The organism is Flavobacterium sp. 120, assembly GCF_003633605.1.
GTDB classification, from domain to species: Bacteria; Bacteroidota; Bacteroidia; order Flavobacteriales; family Flavobacteriaceae; genus Flavobacterium; species Flavobacterium algoritolerans.
Window position 1 is genome coordinate 2,039,643 of the sequence record NZ_RBKZ01000001.1, and the last position, 18,118, is coordinate 2,057,760.

Annotated in this window: 17 protein-coding genes; 13 read left to right on the plus strand and 4 right to left on the minus strand. The window is 35.9% G+C overall.

Features of this window, described 5'->3' with window-relative positions; translation table 11 throughout:
- Positions 1-14: 14 nt before the first annotated feature.
- From C8C87_RS08705 to argH, 6 genes are all read left to right on the plus strand, one after another.
- Positions 15-1,211 carry a glutamate-5-semialdehyde dehydrogenase gene (locus tag C8C87_RS08705; RefSeq protein ID WP_121342328.1) on the plus strand — a complete coding sequence of 399 codons (1,197 nt, stop codon included), beginning with the start codon at positions 15-17 and terminating at the stop codon, positions 1,209-1,211.
- A gap of 150 nt (positions 1,212-1,361) precedes the next feature.
- Entirely contained in the window at positions 1,362-2,123 is a 762-nt protein-coding gene (gene proB, locus C8C87_RS08710) for a glutamate 5-kinase (protein ID WP_099715138.1), read from the plus strand.
- A gap of 69 nt (positions 2,124-2,192) precedes the next feature.
- The gene (locus C8C87_RS08715; RefSeq protein WP_121342329.1) at positions 2,193-3,140 is read left to right on the plus strand and encodes an N-acetylornithine carbamoyltransferase; all 948 of its coding nucleotides are present in this window, start codon (positions 2,193-2,195) and stop codon (positions 3,138-3,140) included.
- Positions 3,130-3,915 carry an acetylglutamate kinase gene (argB, locus tag C8C87_RS08720; RefSeq protein WP_121342330.1) on the plus strand — a complete coding sequence of 262 codons (786 nt, stop codon included), beginning with the start codon at positions 3,130-3,132 and terminating at the stop codon, positions 3,913-3,915. Before C8C87_RS08715 ends, argB begins: the two co-directional genes overlap by 11 nt.
- Positions 3,912-4,988, plus strand: coding sequence for a M20 family metallo-hydrolase (locus C8C87_RS08725; protein WP_121342331.1), 1,077 nt, complete (start codon positions 3,912-3,914; stop codon positions 4,986-4,988). The genes argB and C8C87_RS08725 overlap by 4 nt, the downstream gene beginning before the upstream one ends.
- Before the next feature lie 59 nt (positions 4,989-5,047).
- On the plus strand, positions 5,048-6,328 hold the full coding sequence (argH, locus tag C8C87_RS08730; RefSeq protein WP_121342332.1) for an argininosuccinate lyase: 1,281 nt from the start codon (positions 5,048-5,050) through the stop codon (positions 6,326-6,328).
- 85 nt (positions 6,329-6,413) lie between these two features.
- Here the strand turns inward: argH and ytxJ are convergent, their stop codons facing one another.
- Positions 6,414-6,803, minus strand: coding sequence for a bacillithiol system redox-active protein YtxJ (gene ytxJ, locus C8C87_RS08735; protein WP_121342333.1), 390 nt, complete (start codon positions 6,801-6,803; stop codon positions 6,414-6,416).
- A gap of 143 nt (positions 6,804-6,946) precedes the next feature.
- On the opposite strand from ytxJ, the gene clpB reads away from it, so the two are divergent.
- The gene (gene clpB / locus C8C87_RS08740) at positions 6,947-9,550 is read left to right on the plus strand and encodes an ATP-dependent chaperone ClpB (protein WP_121342334.1); all 2,604 of its coding nucleotides are present in this window, start codon (positions 6,947-6,949) and stop codon (positions 9,548-9,550) included.
- 130 nt (positions 9,551-9,680) lie between these two features.
- Here the strand turns inward: clpB and C8C87_RS08745 are convergent, their stop codons facing one another.
- Positions 9,681-10,148, minus strand: coding sequence for an OsmC family protein (locus C8C87_RS08745; protein ID WP_121342335.1), 468 nt, complete (start codon positions 10,146-10,148; stop codon positions 9,681-9,683).
- Positions 10,149-10,351: 203 nt separating this feature from the next.
- Here C8C87_RS08745 and C8C87_RS08750 point away from each other — a divergent pair, with 203 nt between their 5' ends.
- The 4 genes from C8C87_RS08750 (at position 10,352) to C8C87_RS08765 (ending at position 13,682) form a co-directional block, all read left to right on the plus strand.
- A complete protein-coding gene (locus tag C8C87_RS08750) occupies positions 10,352-11,221 on the plus strand; it encodes a DUF808 domain-containing protein (protein WP_121342336.1) in 870 nt (289 codons plus the stop codon).
- A gap of 463 nt (positions 11,222-11,684) precedes the next feature.
- On the plus strand, positions 11,685-12,428 hold the full coding sequence (locus C8C87_RS08755; protein ID WP_121342337.1) for an FRG domain-containing protein: 744 nt from the start codon (positions 11,685-11,687) through the stop codon (positions 12,426-12,428).
- A 171-nt stretch (positions 12,429-12,599) separates the two neighbouring features.
- Positions 12,600-13,124, plus strand: coding sequence for a hypothetical protein (locus C8C87_RS08760; RefSeq protein ID WP_121342338.1), 525 nt, complete (start codon positions 12,600-12,602; stop codon positions 13,122-13,124).
- A gap of 153 nt (positions 13,125-13,277) precedes the next feature.
- Positions 13,278-13,682 (plus strand): putative quinol monooxygenase, encoded by a 405-nt coding sequence (locus C8C87_RS08765; protein WP_121342339.1) that lies wholly within the window; start codon positions 13,278-13,280, stop codon positions 13,680-13,682.
- Between the two features lie 74 nt (positions 13,683-13,756).
- On the opposite strand, the gene C8C87_RS08770 is transcribed toward C8C87_RS08765, so the two are convergent.
- Positions 13,757-14,038 (minus strand): hypothetical protein, encoded by a 282-nt coding sequence (locus C8C87_RS08770; RefSeq protein ID WP_121342340.1) that lies wholly within the window; start codon positions 14,036-14,038, stop codon positions 13,757-13,759.
- A 318-nt stretch (positions 14,039-14,356) separates the two neighbouring features.
- Here C8C87_RS08770 and C8C87_RS08775 point away from each other — a divergent pair, with 318 nt between their 5' ends.
- Positions 14,357-15,244, plus strand: coding sequence for a carbon-nitrogen hydrolase (locus tag C8C87_RS08775; protein ID WP_091170395.1), 888 nt, complete (start codon positions 14,357-14,359; stop codon positions 15,242-15,244).
- Positions 15,245-15,320: 76 nt separating this feature from the next.
- Here C8C87_RS08775 and C8C87_RS08780 read toward each other — a convergent pair whose 3' ends face one another.
- Complete coding sequence (locus C8C87_RS08780; protein ID WP_121342341.1) at positions 15,321-16,847, minus strand: choice-of-anchor I family protein; 1,527 nt, start codon at positions 16,845-16,847, stop codon at positions 15,321-15,323.
- A gap of 186 nt (positions 16,848-17,033) precedes the next feature.
- On the opposite strand from C8C87_RS08780, the gene C8C87_RS08785 reads away from it, so the two are divergent.
- On the plus strand, positions 17,034-18,074 hold the full coding sequence (locus tag C8C87_RS08785; protein WP_121342342.1) for an agmatine/peptidylarginine deiminase: 1,041 nt from the start codon (positions 17,034-17,036) through the stop codon (positions 18,072-18,074).
- Positions 18,075-18,118 lie beyond the last annotated feature (44 nt).

Consider the following 18,118-nt stretch of genomic DNA (forward strand, 5'->3'; position numbering starts at 1 on the left):
TAAAACCAAAAACAATGAACCACTTATTACCAATAGAAAAGCGAAACGCAGTTTTAAGTCGCATGGCCGAACTTCTTGAAGAAGAAAGAGCTAACCTTAAAACGGTTAATCAACAGGATATCAATAATTATTCTGGAGATGACTTGGCCATGGAAAAACGTTTATTGGTTGATGATACCAAAATTGACGGCATGATTTTATCCATGCAACAATTAGCCAGTCAAGAAGATCCTATTGGCGTGGAGCGTTTTAATTTCGACCATGAAAACGGAATGAAGATCATCAATAAAACAGCAGCTTTTGGAACCATAATGATTATTTATGAATCTAGACCTGATGTTACTGTTGAAGCTGGTGGAATCGCCTTTAAATCCGGAAATAAAATTCTATTGAAAGGCGGAAAAGAATCGGTACTGTCAAACTTGAAAATTGTGGAATTGTGGCATCAAGCCTTAAAAGAAAACAATGTTGCTACAGAATGGGTGGAATACTTGAATTACAATCGAGAAGAAACGCAGGCATTTTTGGAGAAACCAACACAAAAAGTGGACTTAATCGTTCCTCGTGGTGGTGAAAAATTAATTGCTTTTGTAAAAAAACATGCCACTTGCCCAGTGATTATAAGTGGTCGAGGAAATAATTTTGCTTATGTAAATAAGGAAGCTGATTTAGATCAAGCACTTGCCATTATTATTAACGGAAAGACCTCAAATATATCTGTTTGCAATGCTTTAGATAAAGTTTTAATTGATACAAATCTTGACAATTGGGAAGCTTTTGCAAAGAAAGTAATTACCGAATTACAACAAAGAAACGTAACCGTTTTAGGAGATGAAAGCATTTCCAGAGCAACAAATATTCCTCAGATTGAATCCGATTTAATTTGGTACGAAGAGTTTTTAGATTACAAAATTGTTATCGGAATAACAAATTCGGATCAAGAAGCGATTGACAAAATAAATAAATATTGTGGCGGACATTCGGCTTCGATAATCACAAAGAATGATGCAATTGCCCGGGAATTCATGGAAAATGTTGATACGGCAGCCGTATATCAAAACGCCTCTACCCGATTTACTGATGGAGGACAATTTGGTTTAGGAGGAGAATTGGCGATAAGCACAGACAAATTACACCAACGTGGACCAATTGGTTTGCAACATTTAGTTACTAATAAGTGGTATATTTACGGAAATGGACAAATCAGGTAAAGGATTTTTGATTGAAGATTAACGATTTTTGATTGAAGATTGAAGATTGAAAAAAGTAAGAATTCAGAATATTAACACAACAATTTGCGAACTTTGCGTTTGTCAACGTTTAGTTTAAAAATTAACTTTGCGCACTTTGCGGTTAAAAAAATGGCTAAAAAAAGAATTTTATTAAAGTTAGGAAGCAATACGTTAACCAAAGAAACCAATCACATTTCGAGAGGAAAGATTGAAGATATTGGGATGCAAATAGCCGCTTTACAAGACGATTACGAGTTCATCATTGTAAGCTCTGGTGCGATTGCCGCAGCCAAACAATTTGTAAAACTGGAAAATCAAGACAAAGATGTTTTTGTGAAACAAGCATTGGCTTCTATTGGTCAGCCCCATTTAATGCGGATTTATCATGAAAACTTCAGCGATTTAGGATTGCTGATTTCGCAGTGTTTGCTTTCTTATTCTGATTTCGAAAAAGAACAATCCAAAGTAAATATCGTGAACACCATCAATGTGTTGGTCAAAAATAATTACATTCCGATTATCAATGAAAATGATACGGTGGCTACGGATGAGATTCGGTTTGGTGATAATGACAAATTAGCCGCTTTAACGGCCGTTTTATTAAATGTTGACATTCTGATCATCGCTACTAATACGAACGGGATTTACACCAAAGCATCCATTAATGATGCCGTTCCTGAAACGATTTCTCTAGTAACCGATTTGAAAGTATTGGAAAAAGAGATTGGTGATTCTAAATCCTCGCACGGAACCGGCGGAATGCAATCTAAAATAGAAGCCTCGGCAATTGCCAAAGACGCCACTATCGAAACTTGGATTGTCAATGGATTAGAAGACAATTTTATTTTGAAAGCTTTAAAAAACGAAATACCTTTTACTAAAATTCTATAAAATGTTGATACGGTTAATCGTTAATTCGGTTAATCGATTAAACAAATAACCGATTAAACAAATAAGACAATGAACTACATCTCCATACAAAACATAGATTCACTTGATAAATGGGTGCAACAAGCATTGAAAATCAAGAAAAAACCACTCAAAAACAAAAAACTGGGTAAAAACAAAACCTTAGGAATGTTGTTTTTTAATTCCAGTTTGAGAACGCGTTTAAGTACTCAAAAAGCAGCTTTAAACTTGGGGATGAACGTCATGGTAATGAATTTTACCAGTGAAGGTTGGACACTTGAATTTGAAGACGGAGCCATCATGAACTCTGGTGCTTCAGAACACATTAAAGAAGCTGCTGCAGTAGTTTCTCAATATTGCGATATTGTTGCTATCAGGGCTTTTGCCGGATTAGCAGACAAAGAAAAAGACAATGCCGAAATCGTACTTTCCGGCTTCCTAAAATATGCCACAGTGCCTGTTGTCAATATGGAAAGCGCTACGGGACATCCGTTACAATCGCTTGCAGATGCCATAACTATGGCGGAATACAAAACAGAACACAAGCCAAAAGTAGTTTTGACTTGGGCGCCACACCCTAAAGCGTTACCTCAAGCAGTTGCCAATTCTTTCGTGCAAATGATGCAGTTACAAGATGCTGACTTTGTTATTACACATCCCGAAGGCTACGAATTAAATCCTGAAATCACGAAAGATTCCAAGATTGAATACGACCAAGACAAAGCTTTTGAAAATGCCGATTTTATCTATGCCAAAAACTGGAGCAATTATAACGAGTATGGTCAGATTACAAATTCTGACCCAAATTGGACTGTAACTGCCGATAAAATGAAACTAACCAACAATGCTAAATTCATGCACTGTTTGCCGGTAAGACGTAACGTAATTGTTACTGATGAAGTGATTGACAGCGAAAATTCAATTGTTATTGAGCAAGCCAACAATAGAACGTATGCCGCACAATTAGTGTTGCAAAAAATATTGGAAAATGGAAAATAAAAAACCGGTAAGCCTAATAAAAATTGGTGGAAACATAATTGATAATCCAACGGAATTAAAACAATTTTTATCTGATTTTTCTAAGATTGAAGGCTATAAAATACTCGTTCATGGTGGTGGAAAATCAGCTACCAAAATGGCCGAAAGCATAGGTTTAGCACCTCAAATGATTGATGGAAGACGCATCACCGATGCCGCTATGCTTGATGTAGTTGTGATGATTTATGCAGGTCAAATCAACAAAAATATTGTGGCTCAATTGCAAGCAAATTCAACCAATGCAATGGGTTTTTCTGGGGCTGATGGGAATTTAATTCAATCGGACAAAAGAAACCACCCAACCATCAATTATGGTTTTGTAGGCGATGTGAAAAAAGTGAATACAAACTTATTGGAAACGTTGCTTTCTAATGGTATTGTTCCTGTATTCTGCGCAATAACACACGATGGAAAAGGACAATTATTAAATACCAATGCAGATACCATTGCTAGTGAATTGGCAATTGCTTTATCGGAAGTTTTTGATGTCACTTTGAATTATTGCTTTGAAAAACCGGGCGTTTTATATGATGCCGAAGACGATTCTTCCGTAATTGAGAACATCAATCAAGAATTATATTCCAAATTAAAAGCAGAAAAAGCAATACATTCTGGTATGATTCCAAAATTAGACAACTGTTTCAACAGTTTGTCCAAAGGAGTTCAAAAAATAAAAATTGGTCATCACAGGATGTTACAAGATAAAACGGCATTGTACACTACAATTACACTATGAAGAGTATAGAAATCCTTACACAAGAAGCCATTGCGCTATTAAAAGCACTGATTGAAACGCCTTCCTTTTCAAGTGAAGAGGACCAAACAGCACTTTTAATCGAAAATTGGTTTAGACAAAATAGTATCCCTTTCGAAAGAGAGAATAACAATGTTTGGGCTTTCAATAAATATTTTGACAAAGCCAAACCAACACTTTTACTGAATTCACACCACGATACTGTAAAACCAAATCAAGGCTATACCAACGATCCATTTGAAGCCATCGTAAAAGACGGTAAATTATTTGGATTAGGAAGTAATGATGCGGGAGGTTGTTTGGTTTCGCTTTTAGCCACTTTTGTACATTTTTATTCGAATGAAAATCTGCCATACAATATTGTGATGGTCGCTTCAGCCGAAGAAGAAAGCAGCGGAAAAAATGGATTAAACAGCGTTTTAAAACATTTACCAGAACTGGAATGTGCGATTGTGGGAGAACCCACTTTGATGCAATTGGCCGTAGCCGAAAAAGGGTTATTGGTACTCGATGTCATCGTAAAAGGTACTGCCAGTCACGCTGCACACAACAATCCTGACAATCCTATTTACAATGCGATTCCCGTTATGGAATGGTTTAACAGCTATCAATTCGAAAAAACATCGGAGGTTTTAGGTCCCGTAAAAATGACCGTAACACAGATATCTGCTGGGAAACAACATAATGTAGTTCCCGCGGAATGTCATTTGGTTGTCGATATCCGAGTGAATGATTGTTACAGCAATCAAGAAATTTTAGATACCGTGAGAAAGCATTTAACTGCCGAAGTCAATCCGCGTTCGATGCATTTAAACGCATCTTCAATTCCTGTTGCACACGGATTAGTACAAGCCGGAATTGCTCTGGGAAGAACCACGTATGGCTCGCCTACCCTTTCGGATCAATCGGTTTTGAGTTGTCAATCCTTGAAATTAGGACCAGGAGAAACCCTGCGGTCACACTCGGCAGACGAATTTATATTTATAAACGAAATAGAAGAAGGAATTCAATTGTATATCAAAATACTTTCAGACTTCTTTATTCAGACTTCTTAGATTTTTAGACTCCTTAGAAGTCTAAAAATCTAATTGTCTAAAAATCTAAAAATCTAATTATGAAACTTTGGGAAAAAGGAATACCAACCGATAAGCAAATTGAACATTTCACCGTTGGAAACGACAGGGAACTGGATTTAGTTCTGGCAAAATATGATGCTTTAGGTTCTATTGCACATGCAAAAATGCTGGGACAAATCGGTCTTTTAACAGACTCCGAAACCGTTTCTTTGGTTTTGGCTTTGGAAGAAATAATAAAAGACGTTGCAAACGGAAAATTCGAAATCGAAGACAGCTTTGAAGACGTGCATTCCAAAATTGAATATTTACTAACAGTAAAATTGGGTGACGCCGGAAAAAAAATTCACACGGCCCGTTCCCGTAATGACCAAGTTCTGGTTGATGTTAATTTATACCTCAAAGATGTCGTTAAAGAACTGAAAGAGCAAGTAAAAAGCCTTTTTGATTTACTGATGGAATCCGCAGATAAACACCAAAATGTGTTGTTGCCAGGATACACACACCTTCAAATTGCAATGCCTTCTTCTTTCGGAATGTGGTTTTCTGCTTACGCCGAAACTTTGATTGATGATATAACGATGTTGAATGCCGCTTTGAAAATTGTAGACCAAAACCCATTAGGCTCGGCTGCAGGTTACGGAAGCTCGTTTCCTATCAACAGAATATTCACGACACAAGAATTAGGTTTTGAAACTTTAAAATTCAATTCGGTAGCCGCTCAAATGAGCCGTGGAAAATCAGAGAAAACAGTCGCTTTTGCCATGAGCAGTGTGGCAGCAACTTTGGCTAAATTCTCGATGGATATTTGCTTGTATATGAGTCAGAATTTTGATTTCATCACTTTGCCTTCGCATCTTACAACCGGTTCGAGCATCATGCCACACAAGAAAAATCCAGATGTTTTTGAGTTGATTCGTGGAAAATGCAACAAAATTCAAGCCTTACCATACGAAATCACTTTAATCACCAACAACCTTCCAAGTGGCTATCACAGGGATTTGCAATTGTTGAAAGAAGGATTGTTTCCAGCGATTCAAAACCTGAAAGCCTGTTTGGATATTGCGATTTTTGCTATCAAGGACATTAAAGTAAAAGAGCATATCTTAGACGATAAAAAATACGACTATTTATTTACGGTAGATTCCTTAAACGAAATGGTGGTTGCAGGAAAGCCTTTTAGAGATGCTTATAAAGCCGTTGCTGAGCAATTAGAAAATGGGACTTTTCAATCTCCAAAAGAAACCAAACATACACACGAAGGAAGTATCAACAACCTTTGTTTGGATGCCATAAAAAAGAAAATGGACGATTCTTATTAATTCAGGACCAAAATAATTGTTACAAAAAAATCCATCAGCCGCGACTGATGGATTTTTTTATATTCCAAATTTAAACTGTTGGTTCTTATACCTTTCTACTTAATTCTTCCGCATCAATATCACTGTGCGAAACATTATAAATGGCTTTTCCTTCTTTAATTAAAATCAATTGTGGGGACTGATGCGTTACACCAAATTGATCCGCAATGGCATTAGAAATAGCTCTATATGCTATTAAATCTAAAAAATAAGGCGTAACTTTATCTGAGCTATTAAACTCATTTTCAAACTGTTTCAGTGCCATCCTACTTACACTGCATCGTGTACTGTGTTTAAAAATTGCTACTGGTTTTTCATTCGAAATAGCAATAATTTCATTCAGTTGCCCTAAATCGGTTAGTTCATTCCAATTGATTTTATTTTCATTTAAATCCTTGTCATCTGAACTATTGAACATATTTTTAAAAAAACTCATAATTGTCTTATTTTAAGACATTTTGACTTTAAAATATGATAAAAATCATGAAATTTCTGTCAATTTGTCGGTAATATTGTATTGGAATATAAATTGAATATTGATTCGCAAAGTTAGGTAAATAACACAAACAATATAAAGTCATGAACATAAATAAATTTACAATCAAATCCCAGGAAGCCATCCAGCTTTCCCAACAATTGGCGCAAAGCCATGGGCAACAACAAATAGAAAACGAACATATTTTTAAGGCGATTTTTGAAGTAGATGAAAATGTGGCTCCTTTTCTGCTTAAAAAACTCAATGTAAATGTGAGTTTATTGGAACAAATAATAGACAGCACGATACAAAGCTTCCCTAAAGTTTCCGGTGGTGAAATTATGCTTTCCAGAACTGCAAATTCAACGCTGAACGAAGCCGAGATTATTGCAAAAAAAATGAATGATGAATTCGTTTCTGTGGAGCATTTAATTTTAGCCATATTTGGTTCTAAAAGTAAAGTCGCCCAAATCCTAAAAGACCAAGGCGTTACCGAAAAAGGACTAAAAGCAGCAATTGATGAATTGAGAAAAGGAGAACGAGTAACTTCGGCATCTGCTGAGGAAACCTATAATTCTTTAAATAAATACGCCAAAAACCTCAACGAATTAGCCCGTACCGGGAAACTCGATCCTGTTATTGGCCGTGATGAAGAAATTCGCAGAGTGTTACAAATTCTAACCCGTAGAACCAAAAACAATCCAATGTTGGTTGGTGAACCCGGAGTGGGAAAAACCGCCATTGCGGAAGGATTGGCGCACCGAATTGTTGACGGAGACGTTCCTGAAAACCTGAAAGATAAAATCGTGTATTCCCTTGATATGGGAGCGCTGATTGCCGGTGCAAAATACAAAGGGGAATTTGAAGAACGATTGAAATCCGTGGTGAAAGAGGTAACTTCTGCCGAAGGCGATATTGTTTTATTTATTGACGAAATCCATACGCTTGTGGGAGCTGGCGGTGGCGAAGGCGCTATGGATGCGGCAAATATTCTGAAACCGGCGTTGGCTCGTGGAGAACTTCGCGCTATTGGAGCAACCACATTAGACGAATACCAAAAATACTTTGAAAAAGACAAAGCACTCGAAAGACGTTTCCAAAAAATAATGGTCGAAGAACCAGATACTGAAAGTGCCATTTCTATTTTGCGTGGAATCAAGGAAAAATACGAGACACATCATAAAGTCCAAATTAAAGATGATGCCATTATTGCCGCTGTCGAATTATCGCAACGGTATATTACAAACCGTTTTCTTCCGGATAAAGCTATTGATTTAATGGATGAAGCAGCTTCAAAACTGCGCATGGAAATCAATTCAAAACCAGAGGAACTGGATGTTTTGGATCGAAAAATCATGCAGTTGGAAATTGAAATAGAAGCCATTAAACGAGAAAAAGACGAAAGCAAACTTAAAGTTTTAGGAATGGATTTGGCCAATCTCAAAGAAGATCGCAACGAAATTTACGCCAAATGGAAATCGGAGAAAGATGTCGTTGACAACATCCAAACGGTAAAAACGGAAATTGAGGATTTCAAATATGAAGCGGAACGTGCCGAACGTGATGGTGATTATGGAAAAGTAGCCGAAATTCGTTATGGAAAAATCAAGGAAGCCCAAGAACGTTTAGCCATTTTACTGAAGGAATTACAAGAAAACCAATCTGGAACTTCGTTGATAAAAGAAGAAGTTACCCGCGAAGATATTGCCGAAGTCGTGGCCAAATGGACTGGAATTCCAGTGATGAAAATGCTTCAGGGCGAACGAGAAAAACTATTAAAACTGGAAGACGAACTGCATCACAGAGTTGTAGGACAGGAAGAAGCGATTCAAGCCGTGAGCGATGCCGTGCGCAGAAGCCGTGCCGGATTGCAGGATATGAAAAAACCGGTGGGGACGTTTCTTTTCCTTGGAACAACGGGAGTTGGAAAAACGGAATTGGCGAAAGCCTTAGCGGAGTATCTGTTTGACGATGAAAATGCGATGACGCGTATTGACATGAGCGAATACCAAGAACGCCACAGCGTAAGCCGTTTGGTGGGTGCGCCTCCGGGATATGTAGGTTATGATGAAGGCGGACAATTGACCGAAGCCGTTCGTAGAAAACCGTATTCCGTAATCTTATTGGATGAGATTGAAAAAGCGCATCCGGACACGTTTAATATCTTGCTACAAGTTTTGGACGAAGGACGTTTGACAGATAACAAAGGACGTTTGGCAGATTTTAAAAACACGATTATCATCATGACTTCAAATATGGGAAGCCAGATTATACAGGAGAAATTTGAAAATCTAAAAGGAAGTGTGGAAGCTGCTACCGAATTAGCTAAAGTAGAAGTGTTGGGATTATTGAAACAAACGGTTCGCCCAGAATTCATCAATCGTATTGATGAAATTGTAATGTTCACGCCATTAACCAATGAAAATATTGCTCAAATCGTAGGGTTGCAACTGAAAAATGTAACCAAAATGCTGGCACAACAAGGCATCACTATGGACGCTACTCCGGAAGCTATTGCCTATTTATCTGAGAAAGGATACGATCCTCAATTTGGAGCGAGACCCGTGAAAAGAGTGATTCAACGAGACGTTCTCAATGAATTATCCAAAGAAATTTTATCCGGAAAAATAACGACAGACAGCATCGTTTTGATTGATGCGTTTGATGGAAAATTGGTTTTTAGAAATCAAACCGAGTTAGTTTCCTAAGAATCTTGAACATTTAAACTTATGAAAACACTAGTCGAAAGGCTGGTGTTTTTTTATATCATTCTGTTTTTAGGAGTAAACCAGCTCTGATTTAATTACTGTTTTAGGATCAATTTAATGCGAAACCACTTTAATCTATAGCTTCAATTTCACAAGTTGGAAAGTGTAGAATTGGAAAATTACACGAATTGGCTATAAAACAAAGTTTATTCGCTTTTTTGTGCAAGCTAAGTGCCTCCTCTATTTTTTCTTTGTTAGCAATCCGAACTTTCGGATTCAGTTTAATGGCAATAAAACGACCGCTACCGTCAGCTGAAACCTCCAGAGTTGCCTCCGCTTCGTCTGTATAATACACCACATCGATATCATTTTGTTTACAAACATACAAGTAAGACATCATGTGACAGGAAACCACACTACTCAATAACAGGTCTTCAGGATTGTACAAAGCGGGATCTCCTTTAAAAGCTTTAGCAGCCGAAACGTTTAAAACAGCCTTACCATCAATCGTTATGGTATGACTTTTAGTATACGTTGCGGCTTCCTTTTTGGAAAAAAACCAATCTAATTTAGCTTTAAATACATGTTTGAATCCCATAATTATTTTTATTTCAAAAGTAATTAAAAACAGTATCGCTACTACAGAAAGGTTTTGGGTGAATATTAACTAAAAATTCACCCGTTTTATAAATAGAGTAAATAAAAAAAGTTTTAGATTCGCATCAATAAACAATCAAAACGCGCAGATTAGATTTTGGCAAAGCAAATACCAAAATCAACGCAGTTTCTAAAACAATAAAAATGGCATCAGGTTTTTTCGCACTATTAGATGATATCGCAGCAATTATGGATGATGTTGCAGTAATGAGTAAATTTGCCGCCAAAAAAACGGCTGGTATTTTAGGCGATGATTTAGCCGTAAATGCCGAAAAAGCTTCCGGATTTATCTCCTCAAGAGAACTTCCCGTATTATGGGCAATTGCAAAAGGTTCTTTCATTAATAAAGTAATCATTTTACCCATCGCCTTTCTGCTGAGTGCTTTTTTACCGGTGGCTGTTATCATAATCTTAGTACTCGGCGGACTTTATATAGCCTACGAAGGCGCCGAAAAAATATACGAATACTTCTTTCCGCACGAACATGCAAAACACGAAATTTCGTTGGAACCGATGACCGAAGAACAAATTTTAGCTTTCGAAAAAGAAAAAATAAAATCAGCCATCGTAACCGATTTTATTTTATCCGTAGAAATCGTAATTATTGCGCTGGGCACCGTTATTGGAAAACCTATTTTATCACAGATTCTGGTTGTCTCCATCATTGCAATAATAGCAACCGTGGGTGTTTACGGGATTGTAGCCCTAATTGTAAGAATGGATGAAGCAGGTTTAAAACTGATTCAACTGAGTTCCAAAGAAGGAAGTTTTACAAAAACGTTAGGTAATATTCTGGTACAAGCACTGCCAAAGGTCATCAAAAGTTTATCCTTTATAGGTACCATCGCCTTACTGTTAGTAGCAGGTGGCATATTTGTACACAACATCGGTTTTTTACATGGCGTATTACCCCAATTACCTTCCATCCTAACTGAATTTTTAATAGGACTTGTATTTGGTGGAATTGTTTTGGGAATTGTAACCCTGTTCAAAAAGATTATTGGCAAAAAGTAAGCAGCAATTGAATACATTTTAGCCGCATACATAATTTAAAAACAAGGAGAGCATCAGTCGAAAGGCTGGTGTTTTTTTTATGCTTTTTTTAGGAGCAGAACATTTTTAATTTTTCAACACGAGTTGTCCCGCTGTCCACAGTATCTTTTTATAAACGCAACCCTATCGGGTTACATTTATAAAAAGGATACTTGCTCCCATCGGGGCTATTTGACCACGCGTTTTTTTCATAATAAAATTTTGAAAAAAGTGTTTTATTAAAGTTAGATTGTGTTATAAATCATATTAGAATAAAAAAGTTGACTACTAATTTGTAAGAAAATTTTAATATATTTGAGAAAATATAAAGCGAAACAAACCTTTGCCAATCTACTTATTTTTGGGTGTATATAAGAAGGTCTATTTCTTCTATATGCAAGTTAGCAGCCATTATCAACCAAACTGCAATAAATAAAACAATCAAATGAATCAAAACTGGATTAATTTTTTGGTTAAAGTAAATGAGATAATTGAATCACATACCAACACTGATTTGTTATTTTTTAGAGGTCATTCTAAAGGTTCTTGGAATTTAACTCCAACATTACTCCGAAATACAAGTGATCCGAAAAAACTAACATATTTAGAATCAACATTGTTTTATGATTTTATTTCTAACGGAGGTTCATTATTAGGCAAATTTGACAAGAAATCTTGGGAATTACTATTTTTAATGCAACATCATGGACTTCCTACTAGATTACTTGATTGGACAGAGAGTTTTGCTACGGCTTTATTCTTTGCGTTAGAAAGCGACGACATTGAAGAACCTGAAATATGGATACTTAATCCTTATAATTTAAATAAAAAAACCAAAGAAATAGGAGAAGTAATAATTAACCCTGATTTGGATTTAATTGACAGTTATTATGAAAGACATATAACTCAAGAGATTACTAATAAATACAAACTTCCCATTGCAATATATCCGTTAAGACAAAACCAAAGGTTATTTAGTCAAAGAGGACTTTTTACGCTACACGGAGAATCATTAGAACCTCTTGAAAAGCTAGCTCCTAAATGTGTACATCGGTTAAAAATACCTGTCGACTCATTAGATGATGCCAGAAAATTTTTGGAGCTCGCAGGTGTCAATTCATACTCAATATTTAACGATTTAGAGTCTCTCGGAAGACATTTAAAGAAACGATTAAACTTTAAATCATAACGGCTGCTAACAGCCGTTTCTAGCAATTGCGAATTTTGTGGTAAGTTCACGTTTACGTTTCACAAGAATTTTTATCTTTAACAAACAATAATCAGTTCAGAAGTTCGCAACTGACGAGAAGCGACAGAACGTTAACATTACGCTTTCCACAAGAATAACTAATCGTTGTATATGAACTCAGAATTAAATAGAATCGTTGAATTAGAAGAAAAAAAAGAGTTTGATTTAGCTTTCAAATCTTACGAAAATTTATACGCTACAAATAGCGATGATTTTGATGTTTGGAAGCACTTTTACTTTTTTCTTTGGATTATTATCGAAGATATGCCGAATGAGTTTATTGAAAAAATAAATAGAGAAAACCGTTTGCAGAAAATGTTTGTTGAAGGAAAAGCAAATTTTGACGGTAATGCCGAATTTAATTTTATTGTTGGATATACAATGTCAATCTTTCCATATGAATTTGGAAATTATGAAGTTTATGAAAAACTAAGTAAAGAATTGATAACTAATGCCATTAACATCGATTCAGAAAATCCAATATATAAAATGGCTTATTTTGGTGATTTACAAGATAAGCCTTCAGAATATGAAGAATTGAAATTAAAATCTTTGGCAATAATTTTGAAAAAATATAATGGAATCGGGTTATTAAATAAATATTTTAGACAAGTATTAAACAGAGTGAAAAAATAAGTCCGGAGTCGTCATGAGGAAACCCAAATAAGAAATATCCGCAGATTATTTAAAACCTAAAAACCGCTCCTGAACAAACAAAAACAAGCAGCTTATTGACAACTATCAAAAAGGACTCTTGACTATTATAATTTAAACTTCAACACAATAAATATGAAAACATTTAAACCAACCCATACATTATTGACTGTTTTAGTCACTTTGTTTATATTTTCCTTTAGTACAAATACTGTAGCTCAGGAGAAAATTCAAATGGTACGATTGGCAAAAATTAAAGTTGATCCATTGCAATTGGACAAGTACAATAGTGCGCTAAAAGAACAAATGACTACTGCAGTTCGTCTTGAACCTGGTGTATTAACGTATTACGCCGTTGCAGACAAAACCGAACCATCACACATCACCATACTTGAAATATATGCTGATACAACGGCATACAAATCACACATAGAAACAACTCATTTTAAGAGATATAAGGAGACTGTTAAAGATATGGTCAAATCTTTGGAACTGGTAGATGTAACTCTAATTGGCTCGGCAAATAAAATGGATAAATAATCCGTAAAAAAACAACTCTTAGCGATACCGCTAATTGTGAAAAAAACCGCTCCAAATAAGTAAAGAATACGATACTAAAACAACTTGTATATTCGGTGAATTGGAATCATCACACCTTGCTTTAGCATCACATTTTTATCTGTAACACCCCAAACCGTAGTATCTACTATTTTTTTGGATTCGCTATCTTCAAAGAAAATTTTAATTTTTGAATGCTCTAAATTACCCAATGACAAAGCCCTATTGATATCGCTTATTCTCGTTTTTATTTCGTCCACATCGTCAAGAACATCTGTTGTCGGAAATTTAAGAAGAGCGATGTCTTCTTTATCGATGATTTTGAATTCTTCTGTCATAATTGTAAAATTTAATGAATTATAAATTACACTATTGTAGCAGAGCAAAAACTTAACCTGTTTTGTTAACTATAATACAAGATACAAAAATAAAACCTCCAGATTTTCTTAATGCCAATTTTATATTAATTTTTCTCCGGCACAAAGTATTGCTCGTATCGGCAATTATTCGCTATACCCTTTAGATAACTTCTCCCAACTTCATTGAAGTTCTTAAAACATAATAGGTCCAAAGATTATTTAAAACCTAAAAAACACATTACCCCTATTTTCTACTCTTTATAAAATTCACTATTTTTGCAGTCTAAAATTTTAGTCATGCCAAACAAGAAATACAAAATAGCGGTCATTCAATTGAATCTTAATGATATTGCCGAAAACAACTTGAAAAAATGTATCAGTTGGGTTCGTGATGCCGCCAACCTTGGTGCCGAAGTGATTTCGTTGCCGGAATTATACAGCAGTCATTATTTTTGTCAAAGCGAAGATGTAGATAATTTTGCTTTGGCAGAACCATTGTACAGTACTTCGTTTATTGCTTTTAGCGCTTTGGCAAAAGAATTAGGTGTGGTGATTATTGTTCCTTTCTTCGAAAAAAGAATGGCTGGAATTTACCATAATAGTGCATACATCATTGACACAGACGGTTCAGAAGCAGGATTGTATCGTAAAATGCACATTCCGGACGATCCTCATTTTTATGAAAAATTCTATTTTACTCCTGGAGATTTGGGTTTCAAAACAATTCCAACTAAAAAAGGAAAAATAGGAACCTTAATTTGTTGGGATCAATGGTATCCTGAAGCAGCTCGTTTGACTGCTTTACAAGGTGCTGAAGTGTTGTTTTACCCAACAGCAATTGGATGGCATCCACAAGAAAAAGAGCAATACGGTGAAAACCAACATGGCGCTTGGATGAGTGTCATGAAAGGTCACGCAGTTGCGAATGGTGTTTATGTTGCTGCAGCAAATAGAATTGGTTTAGAACAATACTTGCCTGATACGGCGGGAATTCAGTTTTGGGGATCTTCGTTTATTGCGGGACCACAAGGCGAAATTTTGGCGCAAGCCTCACACGACAAAGAAGAAATCCTGATTGCCGAAGTAGACTTAGACTTACAAGAAAATGTACGTCAGAACTGGCCATTTTTCAGAGACAGAAGAATAGATGCTTTTGGTGATATTACTAAAAGAGCGATTGACTAAATTGTCTTTATATAATTAAAAAAATCCCTGCTGAGAAATAATTCTTAGCAGGGATTTTTATTTAAAAAACAAACCTCTAATTCAAATCTGGTTGGAATATTTTAACCACACCATCCCCTTCACTACTTACCACGACTAAACTTCTTTTGGTAGGACTTTTGGAAGCTGGAATAAAAAGCAATCCTTCTGGAGCATCACCGGTTTTAAAAGTCTGTAAAAATTTTGGAGCAGCTGGATTCGTAACATCATACACCATAACGGCATCCACTCTCTCCAATCCAACAAAAAGAATCGTTTTATCGCCCATTTTAGTAACCACAACTGATTCTGGTTCTACTGATTTATCATCACTTCTGGTGTCATCATACACACCAAATTCTTGTGCTTTCTTGTCTAATTCATTTTTACTGTCGAATACCATTTCCCCTGTATTTCCATTCCAAATGGAGAAAGAACGGGCTCCAAAAGAAACTAATTCATCAAAATCACCATCGCCGTCCGTATCACCCATTTTGGTATTGATATTCAATCTTCCCATGCTTGCCTCAACTTTTAAAGCAGCCGCGTTTGGAAATGCAATTGGATCCAAAATAACAGACGAACTGCTAATTCTTTTTACATCAACAAAAGCAGAATATTCTCTGGCATCACCTTCATTTGCAGTAACAAAATAAGGGATTTTATTAATTTCAAAACTACTGATAGCATCCGGTTGAAACATTCCTTTCGCTTTCCATGTATTAGCCAAAACACCACCATCTTTATCGCTGATATCTATAGCATTTTCGGCAAGATTGTAATCTTTGTAGCCTAATGGAAATACATTTGTGATTGTTTTAGTTGCCAAATCAATTTTAGCCACTCCATTATTCTCCTGTAAAGTCACCCAAGCCGTTTTTGAATCAGCAGAAATCGTGATATATTCCGGTTCAATATCGGAAGCGAAATTATTTGTTGGACTTGCAATTCGGAATCCTTTTGTTTTCAACGTACTCAATTGACTGCTAAAACTTCCGAAATTTAAAGTCGTCACCGCATAATTATTGTTGACCGCAATAATAGAAACAGAACCATCCGGATCTATCGAATACGTATCATTTGGCTCTCCTTCATTAGCGGTCATGATATAATTCCCATCAGGAGAAAATGTAATCATGTCGGGCAAAGCACCAACCGTAATTTCTTTGATTACACTGTAATTAGCTGTATCAAAAACAACCACTTTTCCTGCATCTTGTTTATTTGGTTTTGCTTCTAATGCCACTGCTAACTTTCCATTATAGGTAGCAACACTGTTTGAAGCTCCGTTAAATGGGGTTAAATCAATACTTGTTAGAAAAACCGGACTGGATGGATTAGACAAATCAATAACATCAATTCTGTTTGTATTACTGTTGTTTACGGTAAATAACTTTTTAGAAACTTCATCATACGCGCTTATTTCAGCAGCTCCGGCACCACCAATCGTAATGGAACCAATTTCTTTGAAAGTGGCTACATTTTCATTCACAACTAACTCTGGAGAATCCTCCTTGTTAGAGTCATTTTCGCAACTTGAAAATATCATAATTGCCGCGAGTAGTGTAATACCATATTTTTTCATAACTGTAATTTTTAAATTTTTTCAAAAATAACTAGCTGAAACCCGACTAGAATTAACTAAATATTATATAATCATTACCAAAACTATTCTTATAAATTTATGAGTTGGCAAAAATGAATGGTTGCTAACTATTTTAAAATCCTACTGAATGTTTATATTTGCAGTCTTTAAAATTAGAAACGCTGTATGACTACAAATAATAGAAGATTTCCTGCCGAATGGGAAAAACAACAAGGGATTTTACTGTGTTTTCCTCACAACGGTAAGGATTGGCCAGGGAAATACGAAGCAGTTCAATGGGCTTTTGTGGAGTTCATTAAAAAAGTGGCTACTTTCGAACAAGTCTTTTTAGTTGTTGCCGATGATAACCAAAAAGATAAAGTCAATACGATGCTGGAAACAGCTCATGTTGTGCTAACAAATGTTTCCTACATCATTCATAAAACCAATAGAAGTTGGATGCGTGATTCAGGTCCGATAATCGTTAAAAACGGAACCGAAAGAGAAGCGTTAAACTTTAATTTTAATGGTTGGGCAAAATATAAAAACATTCAGTTGGACAAGTTTGTTCCTGCGAAAGTGGGCGAATTTCTAAATATTCCTGTGACTCAGGTCATGTACAAAGGAAAACCGGTAATTGTAGAAGGTGGTGCTATTGATACCAATGGACGCGGTACTTTACTGACTTCCGAAGAATGTTTGATGCATCCTGATATTCAGGTTCGGAATCCAAATTTCACCAAAGCAGATTACGAAGCCGTTTTCAAGGAATACCTTGGAATTACGAATGTGATTTGGTTAGGCGATGGAATTGAAGGTGATGATACACACGGTCATATTGATGATTTATGCCGATTTGTAAACGAAGATACAATTGTGACTATTGTGGAAACTGATCCAACGGATAATAACTACAAACCATTACAAGACAATTTAAAACGCTTGCAAAACGCCAAACTGGAAAATGGTAAATCTCCAGTAATTGTAGTTCTACCAATGCCAAAACGCTTGGAATTTGACGGCTTGCGATTGCCAGCGAGTTATGCCAATTTCTTGATTTTAAACAATTGTGTTTTGGTCCCTACTTTTAACGACAGTAACGACAGAGTAGCTTTAAACATACTTTCAGAATGTTTTCCAGATAGAGAAATCATTGGGATTAGCGCTACTGATTTTATTTGGGGTTTTGGAACATTACATTGCCTAAGTCAGCAAATTCCAGAGTAAATTTAGAATAGAAAATAGAGTAAATAAAAAAAAGACTTGTAGCA

What these genes read in the sequence shown, in the direction of transcription:
- C8C87_RS08770 (WP_121342340.1), bottom strand. Translation starts at nt 14,038, where the DNA reads ATGACAGAAGAATTCAAAATCATCGATAAAGAAGACATCGCTCTTCTT.
- C8C87_RS08750 (WP_121342336.1), top strand. Translation starts at nt 10,352, where the DNA reads ATGGCATCAGGTTTTTTCGCACTATTAGATGATATCGCAGCAATTATG.
- C8C87_RS08725 (WP_121342331.1), top strand. Translation starts at nt 3,912, where the DNA reads ATGAAGAGTATAGAAATCCTTACACAAGAAGCCATTGCGCTATTAAAA.
- C8C87_RS08785 (WP_121342342.1), top strand. Translation starts at nt 17,034, where the DNA reads ATGACTACAAATAATAGAAGATTTCCTGCCGAATGGGAAAAACAACAA.
- argH (WP_121342332.1), top strand. Translation starts at nt 5,048, where the DNA reads ATGAAACTTTGGGAAAAAGGAATACCAACCGATAAGCAAATTGAACAT.
- proB (WP_099715138.1), top strand. Translation starts at nt 1,362, where the DNA reads ATGGCTAAAAAAAGAATTTTATTAAAGTTAGGAAGCAATACGTTAACC.
- C8C87_RS08705 (WP_121342328.1), top strand. Translation starts at nt 15, where the DNA reads ATGAACCACTTATTACCAATAGAAAAGCGAAACGCAGTTTTAAGTCGC.
- C8C87_RS08755 (WP_121342337.1), top strand. Translation starts at nt 11,685, where the DNA reads ATGAATCAAAACTGGATTAATTTTTTGGTTAAAGTAAATGAGATAATT.
- argB (WP_121342330.1), top strand. Translation starts at nt 3,130, where the DNA reads ATGGAAAATAAAAAACCGGTAAGCCTAATAAAAATTGGTGGAAACATA.
- C8C87_RS08745 (WP_121342335.1), bottom strand. Translation starts at nt 10,148, where the DNA reads ATGGGATTCAAACATGTATTTAAAGCTAAATTAGATTGGTTTTTTTCC.
- C8C87_RS08765 (WP_121342339.1), top strand. Translation starts at nt 13,278, where the DNA reads ATGAAAACATTTAAACCAACCCATACATTATTGACTGTTTTAGTCACT.
- C8C87_RS08715 (WP_121342329.1), top strand. Translation starts at nt 2,193, where the DNA reads ATGAACTACATCTCCATACAAAACATAGATTCACTTGATAAATGGGTG.
- C8C87_RS08760 (WP_121342338.1), top strand. Translation starts at nt 12,600, where the DNA reads ATGAACTCAGAATTAAATAGAATCGTTGAATTAGAAGAAAAAAAAGAG.
- ytxJ (WP_121342333.1), bottom strand. Translation starts at nt 6,803, where the DNA reads ATGAGTTTTTTTAAAAATATGTTCAATAGTTCAGATGACAAGGATTTA.
- C8C87_RS08775 (WP_091170395.1), top strand. Translation starts at nt 14,357, where the DNA reads ATGCCAAACAAGAAATACAAAATAGCGGTCATTCAATTGAATCTTAAT.
- clpB (WP_121342334.1), top strand. Translation starts at nt 6,947, where the DNA reads ATGAACATAAATAAATTTACAATCAAATCCCAGGAAGCCATCCAGCTT.
- C8C87_RS08780 (WP_121342341.1), bottom strand. Translation starts at nt 16,847, where the DNA reads ATGAAAAAATATGGTATTACACTACTCGCGGCAATTATGATATTTTCA.